Annotated in this window: 15 protein-coding genes and 1 pseudogene; 3 read left to right on the top strand and 13 right to left on the bottom strand. The window is 75.1% G+C overall.

Features of this window, described 5'->3' with window-relative positions; all coding sequences use genetic code 11:
- Together ACWEO5_RS17345 and ACWEO5_RS17340 are read right to left on the bottom strand one after the other, a co-directional pair.
- Window positions 1-421, bottom strand: a pseudogene (locus ACWEO5_RS17345) (hypothetical protein); the annotation flags it as partial.
- 114 nt (window positions 422-535) lie between these two features.
- On the bottom strand, window positions 536-1,033 hold the full coding sequence (locus ACWEO5_RS17340; protein WP_344556030.1) for an FBP domain-containing protein: 498 nt from the start codon (window positions 1,031-1,033) through the stop codon (window positions 536-538).
- A 97-nt stretch (window positions 1,034-1,130) separates the two neighbouring features.
- Here ACWEO5_RS17340 and ACWEO5_RS17335 point away from each other — a divergent pair, with 97 nt between their 5' ends.
- A complete protein-coding gene (locus tag ACWEO5_RS17335) occupies window positions 1,131-1,700 on the top strand; it encodes a TetR/AcrR family transcriptional regulator (RefSeq protein ID WP_452163177.1) in 570 nt (189 codons plus the stop codon).
- Window positions 1,701-1,825: 125 nt separating this feature from the next.
- On the opposite strand, the gene ACWEO5_RS17330 is transcribed toward ACWEO5_RS17335, so the two are convergent.
- From ACWEO5_RS17330 to ACWEO5_RS17290, 9 genes are all read right to left on the bottom strand, one after another.
- A complete protein-coding gene (locus ACWEO5_RS17330; RefSeq protein WP_452163176.1) occupies window positions 1,826-2,119 on the bottom strand; it encodes a hypothetical protein in 294 nt (97 codons plus the stop codon).
- A 157-nt stretch (window positions 2,120-2,276) separates the two neighbouring features.
- Entirely contained in the window at window positions 2,277-2,783 is a 507-nt protein-coding gene (msrA, locus tag ACWEO5_RS17325; protein ID WP_452163175.1) for a peptide-methionine (S)-S-oxide reductase MsrA, read from the bottom strand.
- A 107-nt stretch (window positions 2,784-2,890) separates the two neighbouring features.
- Window positions 2,891-3,463: a YbaK/EbsC family protein gene (locus ACWEO5_RS17320; RefSeq protein ID WP_452163174.1), complete on the bottom strand. Its 573-nt coding sequence runs from the start codon at window positions 3,461-3,463 to the stop codon at window positions 2,891-2,893.
- 35 nt (window positions 3,464-3,498) lie between these two features.
- Window positions 3,499-4,068, bottom strand: coding sequence for a maleylpyruvate isomerase N-terminal domain-containing protein (locus tag ACWEO5_RS17315; RefSeq protein WP_452163173.1), 570 nt, complete (start codon window positions 4,066-4,068; stop codon window positions 3,499-3,501).
- A gap of 24 nt (window positions 4,069-4,092) precedes the next feature.
- Window positions 4,093-4,467, bottom strand: a complete 375-nt coding sequence (locus ACWEO5_RS17310) for a VOC family protein (RefSeq protein ID WP_452163172.1) — start codon at window positions 4,465-4,467, stop codon at window positions 4,093-4,095.
- A 299-nt stretch (window positions 4,468-4,766) separates the two neighbouring features.
- Window positions 4,767-5,678: a 2-hydroxyacid dehydrogenase gene (locus tag ACWEO5_RS17305; RefSeq protein ID WP_452163171.1), complete on the bottom strand. Its 912-nt coding sequence runs from the start codon at window positions 5,676-5,678 to the stop codon at window positions 4,767-4,769.
- Between the two features lie 139 nt (window positions 5,679-5,817).
- Window positions 5,818-6,060, bottom strand: coding sequence for a chaplin (locus tag ACWEO5_RS17300; protein WP_344556048.1), 243 nt, complete (start codon window positions 6,058-6,060; stop codon window positions 5,818-5,820).
- 355 nt (window positions 6,061-6,415) lie between these two features.
- Window positions 6,416-6,826: an SRPBCC family protein gene (locus ACWEO5_RS17295; protein WP_452163170.1), complete on the bottom strand. Its 411-nt coding sequence runs from the start codon at window positions 6,824-6,826 to the stop codon at window positions 6,416-6,418.
- 59 nt (window positions 6,827-6,885) lie between these two features.
- Window positions 6,886-7,071 (bottom strand): hypothetical protein, encoded by a 186-nt coding sequence (locus tag ACWEO5_RS17290; RefSeq protein ID WP_452163169.1) that lies wholly within the window; start codon window positions 7,069-7,071, stop codon window positions 6,886-6,888.
- A gap of 192 nt (window positions 7,072-7,263) precedes the next feature.
- Here ACWEO5_RS17290 and ACWEO5_RS17285 point away from each other — a divergent pair, with 192 nt between their 5' ends.
- Entirely contained in the window at window positions 7,264-8,202 is a 939-nt protein-coding gene (locus ACWEO5_RS17285) for a PfkB family carbohydrate kinase (protein ID WP_452163168.1), read from the top strand.
- 744 nt (window positions 8,203-8,946) lie between these two features.
- Here the strand turns inward: ACWEO5_RS17285 and ACWEO5_RS17280 are convergent.
- A complete protein-coding gene (locus ACWEO5_RS17280; RefSeq protein ID WP_452163167.1) occupies window positions 8,947-10,611 on the bottom strand; it encodes a replication-relaxation family protein in 1,665 nt (554 codons plus the stop codon).
- Between the two features lie 517 nt (window positions 10,612-11,128).
- Entirely contained in the window at window positions 11,129-12,199 is a 1,071-nt protein-coding gene (locus ACWEO5_RS17275; RefSeq protein ID WP_452163166.1) for a hypothetical protein, read from the bottom strand.
- 722 nt (window positions 12,200-12,921) lie between these two features.
- On the opposite strand from ACWEO5_RS17275, the gene ACWEO5_RS17270 reads away from it, so the two are divergent.
- Window positions 12,922-13,413, top strand: a complete 492-nt coding sequence (locus tag ACWEO5_RS17270; protein ID WP_452163165.1) for a hypothetical protein — start codon at window positions 12,922-12,924, stop codon at window positions 13,411-13,413.
- Window positions 13,414-13,432: the final 19 nt, after the last annotated feature.

Below are 13,432 nucleotides of genomic sequence, written 5' to 3'. Positions count from 1 at the left end.
GTGCTCTCGGCGTGCCGGCCGGAAGCCCTCGTACTGGATGTACTTGGGTTTTCGGCCGGTGCGGCGAGAGTGCGTGCCGGGCGTCGCGACGGGCGGGGGCTGCCTGACGCGGCACTGGCATGCTGGGTTCGGCGTCGACGGCGGTGACCCGGGCGCCGCGCGCGCAGGCGGCGGCTGCTGCGGTGCCCGTCCCGGTGCCGACGTCCAGCACCGCGCGGCCGGGCCCGACGGCGGCGGCGTCGAGCAGGGCGGGCACCGGGTGGGCGCAGAGCCGGGCGAAGCTCGCGGCGTAGGCGGCGGCCCGCCCCGACCAGATCCGCCGCTCCAGGGCGTCGAACGCGTCGAGGGCCTCCCGGCTGTCGGCCGCCGCGCCGCCCGCCGGGTGCCCGCCGTCGGAGCCGTCCACCGTGAAGTTCGCCATCCGCCCGCCCCTCTCCTCGTCGCGACGGCCGTTCCGTTCGGACGCCGGCCGTCGCGGCCCACCGGTCGTCATCCATGGTCGTCATCCGTGGTCGTCATCCGTCCCGACGACGGCTCAGCCCCGGTCGGTTCCGCGCACCTTCGCCAGGAAGCCGGCCAGGTTGTCGCGCATCCGCTCGATCCGCTGCTCCTGCGTCAGCGACTCGTGGATCTTGGTGCCGGTCTCGCGCAGGCCGCGGACGTACAGCGGGCAGGCCAGGTCGCTGCACATGTACGCGCCGACGGAGTTGCCCTGCCGACCGGCCGGGCCGGCCAGCGGGGCCACCAGCAGGGAGACCCCGCCGGTGTGCGTGGTGACGCACAGCGAGCAGATGCTCCGGCGGGGCTGCCAGGAGGCGCCGGAGGAAGCGCGCAGGACGACGGCCTGCGGCCGGCCGTCGATCTCGGCGACCAGGTAGGCCCGGTCGGGGGCCTGCGGGTCGCGCCAGCCGAGGAAGTCCAGCTCGGACCAGGGCTGTTCGGCCAGCTCGCGGGGCAGGTTCAGTCGTTTCGCCTCGCCCTTGGAGCAGTTCAGGAACGCGGCGCGGATCTCGGGGTCGGTCAGCTCTCTCACGAAACACCACGCTAATTTGCCTAAGTCGTTTAGGCAAATGGATAATGCCTCCAGGAAGCGCGGGCCGGAGGGCCCGGGAGAGGAACGGGTGAACACGGTGGCACGCGCAGGTCTGACCCCCGAGGTGCTGGCCCTGGCGGGCGCCGAACTGGCCGACGAGGTGGGCTTCGAGCAGGTGACGGTCACCGAGCTGGCCCGGCGCTTCGACGTCAAGGTCGCCAGCCTGTACTCGCACGTCCGCAGCTCGCACGACCTCAAGGTCCGGATCGCCCTACTGGCCCTGGAGGAGCTCGCCGACCGGGCCGCCGACGCGATCGCCGGGCGCTCCGGCCGCGACGCCCTCGCCGCCTTCGCCGAGGCGTACCGCGGCTACGCCCGCGAGCACCCGGGCCGCTACGACGCCGCCCGGCTGCGCCTCGACCCGGAGACCGCCGCCGCGAGCGCCGCCCCCCGGCACTCCCGGCTGACCCGGGCCATCCTGCGCGGCTACCACCTCCCCGAGCCCGGCCAGACCCACGCGGTCCGGCTGCTCGGCGGCGTCTTCCACGGCTACATCGGCCTGGAGGCCGCCGGGGGCTTCGCCCACACCCCGGTGGACCCGCAGGAGTCCTGGGACTGGATCGTCGACTCGCTGGACGCCCTGCTCCGGGCCCGCGCCGACGGCTGAACCACCGGCCGGGGCCGGGCCGGCGGGTACTCAGAACGGCGGGCGCTCAGAACGGCGGGGGCTCAGAACGGCGGGGGCTCGAAGTCGGCTGTGAGTTCCAGCGGCTCCAGCGGCTGCGGGGGCTCCTAGCACTGGAGGACGGCCAGCGCCTCCTCGATCCGGCCCAGCTCGACGAGGTAGCCGCCCAGGGCGCGCCGGTTCCGGTCCGGGTCCGGGGCGGCCCGGAGCAGGGCGAACGCCTCCTCGGCCCGGCCCCGGCCCTCCAGCAGTTCGACGGCGGTCTCGGCGGCCGTCCACCAGCCGGTGGCCAGGTACGGGGCGAGCACCGCGAGCGCCGCGTCGGTCAGCCCCTGCCGCTCCAGCCGCCAGGCCCAGTCCCGGGCGCAGAACCACTCCCCGCGCCCGGCCTGCTCCCGCACCACGGCGGCGTGGCCCAGGTCGAGCAGCCGCCGCCGACAGACCCCGACGGCCCGGGACGCCAGCAGCCGCCCCCGACGGGCCCCGCCGGCCCCGGACGCGGCGGCGGCGGCCGCCGGAGGGACCGGTGACCGCCGTCGCCCCGCGCCTACCGGCCGCTCACGCGCCTTCGCGCACGGGGAGCTTCCAGCCCGGGCGCGGGTAGTGGCAGGTGTAGCCGTTGGGGTAGTGCTGCAGGTAGTCCTGGTGCTCGGGCTCGGCCTCCCAGAACTCGCCCAGCGGGGTGACCTCGGTGACCACCTTGCCGGGCCACAGGCCGCTGGCGTCGACGTCCGCGATGGTGTCGAGGGCGGTGGCGCGCTGGTCCTCGTCGGCGTAGAAGACCGCCGAGCGGTAGCTGCTGCCGATGTCGTTGCCCTGGCGGTCCAGGGTGCTCGGGTCGTGGATCTGGAAGAAGTACTCCAGCAGCGTCCGGTAGCTGATCCGCTCCGGGTCGTAGACGATCTCCAGCGCCTCGGCGTGGCCGGGGTGGTTGCGGTAGGTGGCGTTCGCGTTCTGGCCGCCGGTGTAACCGGTCCGGGTCGACTGGACGCCGGGGAGTTTGCGGATCAGCTCCTGCATTCCCCAGAAGCAACCGCCGGCCAGGACTGCGCGGTCCGTGGTCATCTCGTACTCACTCCTCGCATGGGTGCGTCGACTCGTCCGCCCGGGGCACCGCCCCGGGGGGACCACCCGGTCCAACCGCCCGGACACCCCCGGTGTTCCCCCCGCTCTCAGCCGGCCAGTCCTTCGAGGACCTGTGCGCCGGGCAGGGCGGCGGCGACCGCGCCGGGCAGGATCAGCTTGCCGCGCCGGCGGCCGCTGCCGACGAGCACGTGCGGGGCGGCGGCGACCGCCGCGTCGATGAGCAGCGGCCAGTGCGCGGGGAGGCCGACGGGGGTGATGCCGCCGTACTCCATGCCGCTCTCGCCGACGGCGGTGTCCATCGGCGCGAACGACGCCTTGCGCGCGCCCAGGTGAGCGCGCACCGCCTTGTTGACGTCGAGCCGGGTGGTGGCCAGCACCAGTCCGGCGGCCAGCGTGGTCTCGCCGCCGCGCTTGGCGGCGACCACCACGCAGTTCGCGGACGCCTCGGCCGGGACGTCGTAGGCGGCGCAGAACACGGCGGTGTCGGCCGACTCCGGGTCGGTGTCCACGTACAGCACCTGCCCGGCCAGTTCCGCGTCCCACCCGCCGAGCAGGGCGGCCACCGGGGCCGCCAGCTCCCCGACGGCGTCCAGCGCGCGCCGCACCTGCGGGAAGTTCCCGAACGGCGCCCGGACCGACTGCTCCAGCTGATCGCTCATGCCCCGACTCTATCCCCGCCGCGCCACCGCCCCGCTCACTCGGCGAGCGCCGCCCGCCACCCCCAGGACGCGCGCCGCGGCCGGCCCGGCAGCTCGCCCCGCCCGGTGCACCAGAGCAGCACCGGGACGGGCTCGCCCGCGGGGGCGGCGGGGAAGAGCCGGGCCAGCACGGCGGCGCAGAGCGCGGACGGCGGTGCCCAGTCGAGGGCGAGGCCGGTGGTGATGTCATGGGTGTGCAGCAGTGTCTCGGCGACGCCCATCGCGGCGAATCCGGTCCGGTCGGCCGGTCCCCAGTGCCAGGCCCGGGTGTCCGGGCCGGCGGCGGCCAGCGCGAGGGCGAGCAGTTCGCCGCAGGCCGACGCGGTGGTCAGCACCTCGGCCGGGTCGGCGTCCGGCCGCACCGTCAGGTCGAAGGGCAGGTAGCCGGTCTCGGGGCGGGCCACCACCTGCCCGGCGTAGGCGAGCAGGTCGTGGCCGAGGTGGGCGAGGGTGTCCCGGCAGTTCCACTCCAGCGGGCCGGCCGGGACGCCCCAGTCCGAGCGGAGGTGCGGGGTGAGGACGCGTCGCGTCTCCGCCAGGGCGGCACGCAGTTCGGTGTGGTCCATGGGCCGCATCCTCACCCCCCGCCGTTACAGGTAGGGCCGGGTGAGCAGTTCCAGGCCGTGGCCGGCCGGGTCGAGCAGGTAGACGCCGCGCCCGCCGTGCTCGGTGTTGGTCTCGCCGGGGCGCTGCATCTGCGGGTCGGCCCAGTGGTCGATGGCGCGGTCGCGCAGCAGGGCGACGGCGCGGTCGAACAGTTCGTCGTCGACCAGGAAGGCGTAGTGCTGCATCTGGATCTCCACCGGCGGGGCGGCGAACTGCAGCAGCACGCCGTCGGCGAGCAGCAGGTTGGTGAACGGGCCCCAGGAGGGCGCCTGTTCGGCCTCCAGCAGCTCGCGGTAGAAGCGGGCGGACGCGGCGGCGTCCACGGAGGCGATGATGGTGTGGTTGAAGGCGGCGGGCACGGCCGGGTGAACCTCGTTCCGGGTGGGGTCGGTCTGGGGACGTGTGGGCGCACTGCTCCCCGGACCGGGCGGCCCCCGGACGCGCGGGCGCCCCTGCGGCACCCGGGGCGCGGTCAGCCGCCCACCGGGTCACCGATCCGTGCGTGGCCCTTGGCCGTTCCGGTGTTCACCCGGGCACCGTACGCAATCGCCGGACCCGCACGCAAACCCTTTTCCGCCCCTCCCCCGCGCCCGTCCCGACGTGCGCCCGTCCCGCGCCCGTCCCGACGGGCGCACCGTCCCGGCGGTGCCCCGGCGGGTCAGTGCCCCGGCTCGGCCGCGCCGCCCCGCTCGAACCGCAGGACGCGTTCGCGCAGGAGCCGCTTGGCCCGCGGCAGGAAGGCGCTGCTGGGGCCGCCGACGTGCGGGGTGATCAGCACGCCGGGGGCGTGCCAGAGCGGGTGGTCGGCGGGGAGCGGTTCCGGGTCGGTGACGTCCAGCGCCGCCCGCAGGCGCCCCGCGGAGAGTTCGGCGAGCAGGGCGGCGGTGTCGACGACCGGGCCGCGGGCGACGTTGACGAGCAGCGCGCCGTCCTTCATCCGGGCCAGGAAGGCGGCGTCGACGAGGTGCCGGGTCTCGGGGGTGAGCGGGGTCAGCAGCACCACGACGTCGGCGGACGGCAGCAGTTCGGCCAGTTCCGCCACCGCGTGCACCCGCTCCTCGGGGCGGGCGCCGCGGGCGACCCGGACCACCTCGCACTCGAACGGTTCCAGGCGCGCGGCCAGCGCGCGCCCGATCGAGCCGTAGCCGAGGACGAGCACCGTCTTGTCGGCGAGCGACTCGTGGAACTCCTGGTGCCAGATCCCCCGGTCCTGCCGCCGGGTGAAGCCCGGGAGGCCCCGCAGCGAGGCGAGGGTCAGCGTCACCGCCAGCTCGGCGGTGCTGGCGTCGTGCAGCCCGCGCGCGTTGTGCGCCAGCACGCCGTCCGGCACGTGCGGCAGGACGTCGTCCATCCCGGCGGTCAGCGTCTGGACCACCTTCAGCGCGGGCAGCCGCGGGATCAGCGACAGCGCGGCGGCGTGCCGCATGTAGGGCAGGCAGAAGAACTCCACCCCGCGCAGCGCCTCGTCCGGCGGCACCGGCCCGTCCCCGTCCCACACGAGGACGTCGAGACCGGCGGGCAGGCCGCCGATCGTGTCGGGCGCGTACGGGAGGAGGTAGCGGGCGCTCATGCCCCGACCCTAGCCGCCCCGCCCCCGAGCGCCCCGGGTACCCGGCCCGCCCGGGCCGGGCACGGCGGCCGTACACCCCCCGGGAACACCGCGGGCCCCGCCCGGAACGTCCGGGAGGGGCCTGCGGCCTGAGCGTGGGTCAGCCGATGTTGGTGCAGGAGTTGCCGAACGCCGGGTTCAGCGCGCCGATCAGGCTGATGCTGTTGCCGCACACGTTGACCGGGATGTGCACGGGGATCTGGATCACGTTGCCGGAGAGGACGCCGGGCGAGCCGACCGCCACGCCCTCGGCACCGGCGGACGCGGAGGCCGCTCCGGCGGTGCCCAGCACGGCGGTGGCGGCCAGCGCGACGACGGCGAAGTACTTGCGGCTGCGGGACATGTCGACTCCTCGGTGTCTGGAGGGTGCCGCCCCGGGTGGGGCGGCACCGGTGGTTCGGGGCGCTCGTGCGGGCGGCGTGGTCGCGGGGCGTTCCTTCACCCCATCGGGTGCCTCCCGGCACGGGGCCGGTGGGTGGCCACCGCCCGGACCGCGGCGCCGTGACCCGCGGTTCGACGTGACGGCCCCCCTGGTCGGGGAGGTCGTCCGCGTCCGTGGGGGACGGTGCGGGCAGCCGGCGTGCGGCGGGCGGGCCGAGACGTACTGTCCCCCGCCGTCGGCCCTGGTGCGCCGCGGACGCCCCCGTGCCGCGGCCTTCCCACCCGTGCGGCCCAGCCCGCCCACCCGTCCGGGGGAGTCAGCCGCCGCTGTCCGCCCGGAGGCGGACCTGTTCCTCCAGCCGGGCCAGGCTCTCGTCCAGTTCCCGTTCGACGGTCTCCCGCGCGGGCGCGGTGTCCTCGTCGAAGAAGGAGAGGTGGACGGTCACCCGGCTGGTCCCGCCGTCCAGGCCGGCCACCTGGAGCCAGCCGGCGTAGCGTCCGTCGTCGCGGGTGCCCCACTCCATCCGCAGCTGTTCGGGCCGGGTGCTCAGCAGCGCGCGCTCGTCGGTGCCGTCGCGGTCCTCGTGCACGGTCGCCGCGGGCGGGTCGTCGCCCCGGACGTGCAGGTCCCGGGGCATCCAGGTGTCGAGCCGTCCCGGTCCGGTCGCCTCGTCGAAGACCGGTTCGGGGAGGGCCGGCATGGTGCGGGAGCGTTCGTACTCGGTCATCCGCTGTTCCTTCCGTTCGTCGGTCGTGCCCGCCCGGGCCGCCGGGCGGTCGTGTTCGGTCAGTCGGGGGGCTCGTCCCCGCCCTCGGCCTCGCTGGTGTCCGCGGCGGTGCGGTTCTGCTCGGAGGTCGGACCCTCGGCGGGGTCGCGGCCCTCCTCGGTGGCGGTGGGGCCGGTGTCGGGCGCTTCCGTCCCGGGTCGGGGCGGCAGGTCGGGGGTTTCGGGTTTCCGGACGTGGTCGGTCATGGCGGGCTCCTCGGGTTCCTCCTGGTCCACCGGTCCTTCCGGCTCTCCGCGCGCCTGCCCGGTCGGGCGCGTGGCACGCCTGCCCGCCCCCGGGCGCGGCGTTTCGCCGGTCGGCGTGCCGGGCAGCCGCCGGCCTCCGGGGGTCCGGGGCGGGCGGGTGCGGCGCGGATGCGGAGCGGGTGGTGGCGAACGGTGACGGACGAGGACGGCACGTGTGTCGTGGTGGTCGGCCAGATCGGACGGGACCTGGTGCTGCGGACGGACGGTCTGCCGCCGCTCGGCGGGTCGGTCGACGTCGGGGAGCGCTGGGAGGGGCTCGGCGGCAAGGGCGCCAACCAGGCCGTCGGCCTGGCGCAGCTGGGCGTGCCGGTGCGGCTGGTCGGCGTGGTGGGCGAGGACCGGGCGGGCGGCGCGGTGCTGCGGCGGGCGGGCCGGGACGGGATCGGGACGGCGGGGGTGGTCCGGCGCGGGCGGACCGCCCTGCTGGTGGACCTGGTCGACGGGCCGGGCAGCCGCCGGCTGCTGGAGGACGTTCCGCCGGAGGGCCTGGTGAGCGTCGCGGACCTGGAACGGGCCCGGACGGCCTTCGCGGCCGCCGACACCGTCTCCCTCCAGCTCCAGCAGCCGTCGGCGACCCTGCTGGCCGCGGCCCGGCTGGCCCGGCGGCGGGGCGCGCGGGTGGTGGCGGACGGCGCGCCCGACCCGGCCGTGCGCGGCGAACTGCTGGGCCTGGTCGACGTACTGCGCGCGGACGCCGCCGAGGCCGAGCTGCTCGCGGGCCGGCCCGTCCGCTCGGTGCGGGACGCCCGCGCGCTGGGGCGCCGGCTGCTGGCCGCGGGCCCGTCCCCGGTCGCCCTCGCGGTGCCCGGGGAGGGCGACCTGCTGGTGTGGCCGGACGGCGACCTGCTGCTCCCGCCGGCGGACGTGCCGGTGGCCGATCCGACCGGGGCCGGGGACGCCTCCTACGGGCCTTCGGCCCTTCGTGCGCGGCCCCCATCCTGGGGGCCGGCGGACCCGCTCCGCGTGTCCGCACCCGGGCTCCGCCCGGGTGGGCCCGGCGCTCCACGCTCGGGCCGGCCGCTCCGCTTCGCTCCGACGGCCCCGGCGGCTGAGGCTCGATCAACTCGCTGACCTGGGTTTTTGGCTGACCTCACAACAGGCTGACTAGGGGGAGGGGTGGGCGTCGGGGGTGCGTGCGGGTCCGGTGTCGACTCCGGTTCGAGTGGTCTAGTCCTATCGATCGACCGGGCTGACACTCCGTCAGAGGATCACTGTGTATCAGTTGGTCTCTGTTGGGCAACCCTGCCGGTTCTGGGGTCCCTCCTGGGGTTCGGCGGAAAATCTTGAGGATTCTCGGGCGCGGCCGGTCGTGCTCTCGCATTCTATCACTCCCCTTGCCTGGCGGGGGCCGGATTCGCGTCCTGTCGGGAAGTGGCAGTGTTTCATAATTCGCTCGTCGGAATTCCCTGCCGATGGTGCCGGGCGGCCTGCGGCCCGCCCGGTCCCTGGCGCGGGCGGGCCGGGAGTTGTCCTGCGGAGCCGGGCTGCGGGGGTGTCTGCGCCGCCCTTTGCCTTGTGCTGCTTGGCTCGGCGGCTTGCGGTCTTGTGGGCCTGGCGCTCGCGCCGCTGTGGGTGGCGAGCGGCTCCCGGCCCGGCTGCGGGGGAAGGGAATTCGGGCGGGAAGGCGTTCCCGGGCTTGCCCGTTTCGGCCGGTGGGTGGTCGTGGATTCCTTGTTCCGAGCGTCTCGTTTCGGTGGGAGCGTATTCTTTGGTACGCGGTCCGGTGAATGGCGGCGAGTCCGCTAAACGGATTCGCCCGCTCTCCCGGGGCGGGGAAAGCGGGCGAAGAATGCACTAATTCCCTCTTTGGCTCTCTCAGTATTTGTGCGGAATTGATCGGCCTCGCGGAATCTGGCTCATGTCACGCGGAATTGATCCGCCGTCCCTCATGGGTTTGGGCCAGGTTTTGGCGTGCAGGAGCCTCACGTTCCACCAGGGGTCGTCCTTGGGCGGCTGGCCGTCCTTCTGGGCCCGGCGCAGTGCGCGGGAGGTGGGCAGGTCCAGGATGAGCGGTCGGGCGTCGGCGGAGCGGCGGTCAGATTCGCAGGAGGGGCACTCCAGGCAGTCGGGGTGGGCGTTGGTGGTGAGTTCGTAGTTGGAGTCGTGGGGGCCGCCGAGGGGGCCGTGGCAGGTGTAGCAGGGGTGGAGGGCGTCGTTGTGGGCGCGGGCGGCGAGGAGCTGGGCGAGCTCCTTGGCGGCTTCGGCGTCTTCCTTGGCCTTCTTCGCGGCGGCGGCGTCGGCCTTCTCCTGGGCTTCGCGGGCCTTGCGGCGGGCGCGGATGAGGTCGCGGTCGGGCTGGGGGTCGAGGGCGTAGGCGAGGTCGGTCCAGGTGCCGAGGCCGTAGCGCCACCAGGTTTCGGGGCCGAGCCATCCGCCGGCCAGGAGGCGGTCGGTGGTGGTGGCCAGGACGGGGATCTGGCCTTCGTAGGTCCGGTACTCGATGCCTTCTTCTTCGTGGCGGCGGCCTTGCCAGTGGCGGCGGGTGAGGTCGCCGAGGGCGTTGAGGCGGTCGTAGACCTTCTGCTCGGTGAAGCGGGGCCGGCTGCCCTTGAGGCCGCGGTCGAAGATGAACAGGATCGGCGGGCGCACCACGTAGCTGTGGTGGTAGCCGTAGGCGGGGGCGTGCCGGGCGCCGTAGATGATCTCGAACAGCGGGCGTTCGTGGTGGTCGTCCTTGGCGAGCTTGTCGAACCACCGCTTGTAGTTGTCGACCTTGGCGGCGACCGTGTGGATGTCGGTCTCGGTGCCGCGGTCGATCTCGACGAACAGCACGGGGTGGCCGAACTCCGGGAGGCGGGCGACGACGTCGGGGATGACGGTGTGTTTGCCGGTGATGACGTGGGGGACTTCGGTGGCCCAGGAGTCGAGGCCGCAGGGCAGCGGGCCCTCGGGCAGGACGCGGCGGGGCGGGGCCTGGCGCTTGTCCTGGCGGGGTGGGGCGTCGTGGATGGTGGTGCCGGTGATGGCGGCGGTGATGAACTCGTTGACGAGCATGGCGTGGGGTGAGCCGTTCTCGCCCGCGCCCCGGGCGAAGCCGCCGATGTCCCGGACGCCGAGGGCTTCGGCGGCGGCTCCGAGGCCGGCCGTGGTGAGGGCGAACAGCTTCTCGCCGGGGCCGCTGCGGTTGCCGAGGGCGGCGTGGGTGGAGCGCAGCGGCAGGCCGCCGGGCGTGTTGGTGGCGATGGTGCTGGTGCGGCCGCGTTCTTCGACCAGCTTGTGGCCGATGAGGTCCCGGACGGCTTCGGCGACGTGTTCGGTGCGGCGGTGGGTGCGGTACTCGTCGTTGGCGATCAGGGTGTGCAGCTGCGTGTAGGTGGCGATCTTCAGGACGCCGAGGGCGGCGAGGACGTCGGCGCGCAGCGAGGCTCCGGAGCCGTTGGGGTTGCGAGACCCCCGGCGGAAGTTCGTCCGCTCCTTGCGGGCCGGAGCCGGTTGGGGCTCGGCCTGGTCGTGCTGCTGCTCCTGGTCGTCGTGGTCCATGCGGTGCTCCCCGTGGTGGTGCCGGTCCTGGCGCCCTCTCTACCCGACGCCTCCGACACCGCCCGCCGCCGGGGCCGCCCCCGCCGCCGCCCGCCAGCTCGCGCCGACCAACGGGAGGCGCCGGCCGCCCGGCCGGGGAGGGAGGGCCCAGCGGCCCTGGAGCACGCACCAGGGCACCACTGGACCCGGCGGTGAACCCGAACCGAACGCAACCACCACCCACCACCCACCAATCCAAGGTCAAAGAGGGAAGGAGAGGGTTGTCGGCATCTGCCGTCCGGCCGTTTTGTGCCTCTGACCTGGGTTTTTTGGCGTATCTCGCCGGAGGGTTCCCCCCGGGGATTCCCCCGGGGACCTCCCCGGGGACGCCCCCGGGGCAACGCGGGGCGCCGGGAGAACTCACCGGGGGCCTGTGGGGCGTTTCGCGGGCCGCTGGCGGGCCCACCGGCACGCTACCCGGTCCGGGCCCCGCGCACGCCCTCCTTCGGGCGTTTCGGGGCGCTGCGGGGGGCCCGGGTCAGGTGCGGGGCGGGGCGCTGTCGGGGTCGATCAGCCCTTCCTTGACGGCTTGGCGTACGAGCAGGGCGGCCTCGTCGATGCTGCCGGCGACCTTCGGGCGGGTGCGGTCGGTGGCGTCGGTGAGGAGGTGGCCGTCGATGACGACGACCCAGCCGGGCAGTCCGGCCAGGCCGTGCTCGGCCCAGGCGAGGGCGCGGCCGGCGCGCCGGACGTAGAACAGGCCGGGGGCCCTGGTCCAGCCGGCGATGTCCCAGCCGACCTGGTCGACCAGCACGCTGATGTTGCGGATCAGGTCGAAGCGGCCCAGGCCCCGCAGGTACGGCTCCGGGGGCACCTCCAGCGGGCCCGCGGTCTGCTGGCGGGGCAGGGCGGGCGGGCCCGGCCGGGCCAGCGCGGTGGCGGCGGGCGGGGCCTGGACGGGCTGGTGCTCGGCGGCCTGGCCGTCGGGCTCGAGGACGTCGTCCTGGTCGAGCTGCTCGCCCTGGTCCTCGTCCTGGTCGGGGCGGAGGTCGTGGTCGGGGTCGACCCACATGTCGAGCCGTTCCATCAGGCGGCGGCGGACGCGCTCGTCCTCGTCGGCGTCGGGCCAGCGGGCTTTGTCCCGGATCTCCTGGGCGGTCCGGTAGATGCGGGTGCTGTAGGAGGGGAGCAGCTCGGCCAGCGCCTTGAACGCGGTGGCGGGGTCGGTGCCGGCCTCGATGGCCAGCAGGTAGCCGGTGAGCTTGCGGCGCAGCGCGTCGGCGGTGCCCAGGAGGCGCTGGCCGTCGTCGCCCCAGCGCTCGCCGTCGGCGGCCCAGGTGCTGACCACCGGCGAGGCGGGCGCGGCGGGCCGAGTGGTCGCGGGGACGGGCACCGGGGCGGGCGGCGGCGCTGCGGGGGCTGCGGCGGCCTTCTTGGCCTTGGCCTTGGCGTGGTCGACCTTGCTGCGGCAGGCGCGGGAGCAGTAGGCCCGCGGCCGGGTGCGGGACGGCGGAACCCGGTTCTCGCAGCCGTCCCGGGCGCACTTCGGGGTCGCGGGGGCCCCGTCGGCCGGCTGGTCGGTCGCGGTGGCCTGCGGGGCGCTGTCCATGCCGGGGATGGTAGCCGCCCAGGTCAGCGGCCGTCCGGGGATTCGCCCCGGCATACCTTGATGGGGCGAATCGGAACCTTGGAGGCCGGGGTGTGAGGCGAATCCGAACCTTGGTGAGGCGAATCCGGACCTTGGAGGCCGGGGTGCGGTGGGCGGAGTGCAGCGCCGACCGGAGTGTGTGCAGCATGTGAAGGCAGAGGTTCGGGCGGGCGTGCTGCACAGTGCAGCGCCGACCGGCAGCGCGGCGCTGCGACAGCCGTTGCGCAGCGCCGGGTCCGCTGCGCAGAGCTCTGCGCAATCCGGCTCTGCGCATGCGCGGGCGGGGATTGCGCATGCGCGGGACGAGGCGGCGGAGGTGCGACGGCGGAGCGGGCCGGCGACCGGTGCGGGTGCGGAGCGCGGTCCGCGGGCCGGTCGCCGCGCAAGGCCGGCCAAGGACTGCGCGGCCCGTCGCAGTGCCCTGACCTGGGGTGGAAAGGTTGGTGCGGGGCGATTCCCGAACCTTGGTGGGGCGTAACTCGCCGATTCGCAGTGCCTCTGAACGGGTGCGGAGGTGGGGCTGCGCGGGCCGTCGCAGTCGTACACCCGTACGAGGTGCGGGGGTGCTACTGCGCAGGAACGGATTGCGCAGCCGTACGCGCCGACCTGCGACGGGGAGTTCGGGCGGGGCGGAACTCACCGGCCGACCGTGCCCTTCCCGGACCCGGAGGAGTTGGCCGGGCATGACGAACACGACCTTCCCGGCGAGCGAGCGGGCCTCCGACAGCGGGGACCAGGAGCAGTTGGAGCAGCACGCGCTGAACACGTTGGTGGCCGAGGCGGCGGAGGCGGGCCGGCGGGGCGCCGGGTGGGTGCGCGAGCTCGCCGGGCGGCAGGTGGAGCACGGGCACCAGTTGGTGCTGGCGCGGGCCGCCGACGCGGTGGAGCTGGCGTGCGGCCGGGAGGCGGTGCCGGGCGGCGGCGGGGTGCTCACCGAGGAGCTGGCGTACGACCTGGCGGCCGACGTCGTCACCGGCAGCTTCACCGCGGCGGGTCTGCCGGTGCTGTTGCCCGGCGAGCGGGTCGCGCTGGTCGCGGTCTGCGCGGTGGCGGCCGCGATGCCGACGGCGGTCGGCGGTGACGGCGACCCGGAGCGCGAGGTGCCCGCGCTGGTCGCCACGATGGACAACGCGGTGGGCATCGGGCGGGCCGCCCGAGGAGCGGGAGACAGTTAGACACACGAAGACAGATGGA

Source organism: Kitasatospora sp. NPDC004272, from assembly GCF_053603035.1.
Note: the sequence above shows the minus strand (reverse complement) of the source record. Positions and strands in the feature narration are given on the sequence as shown.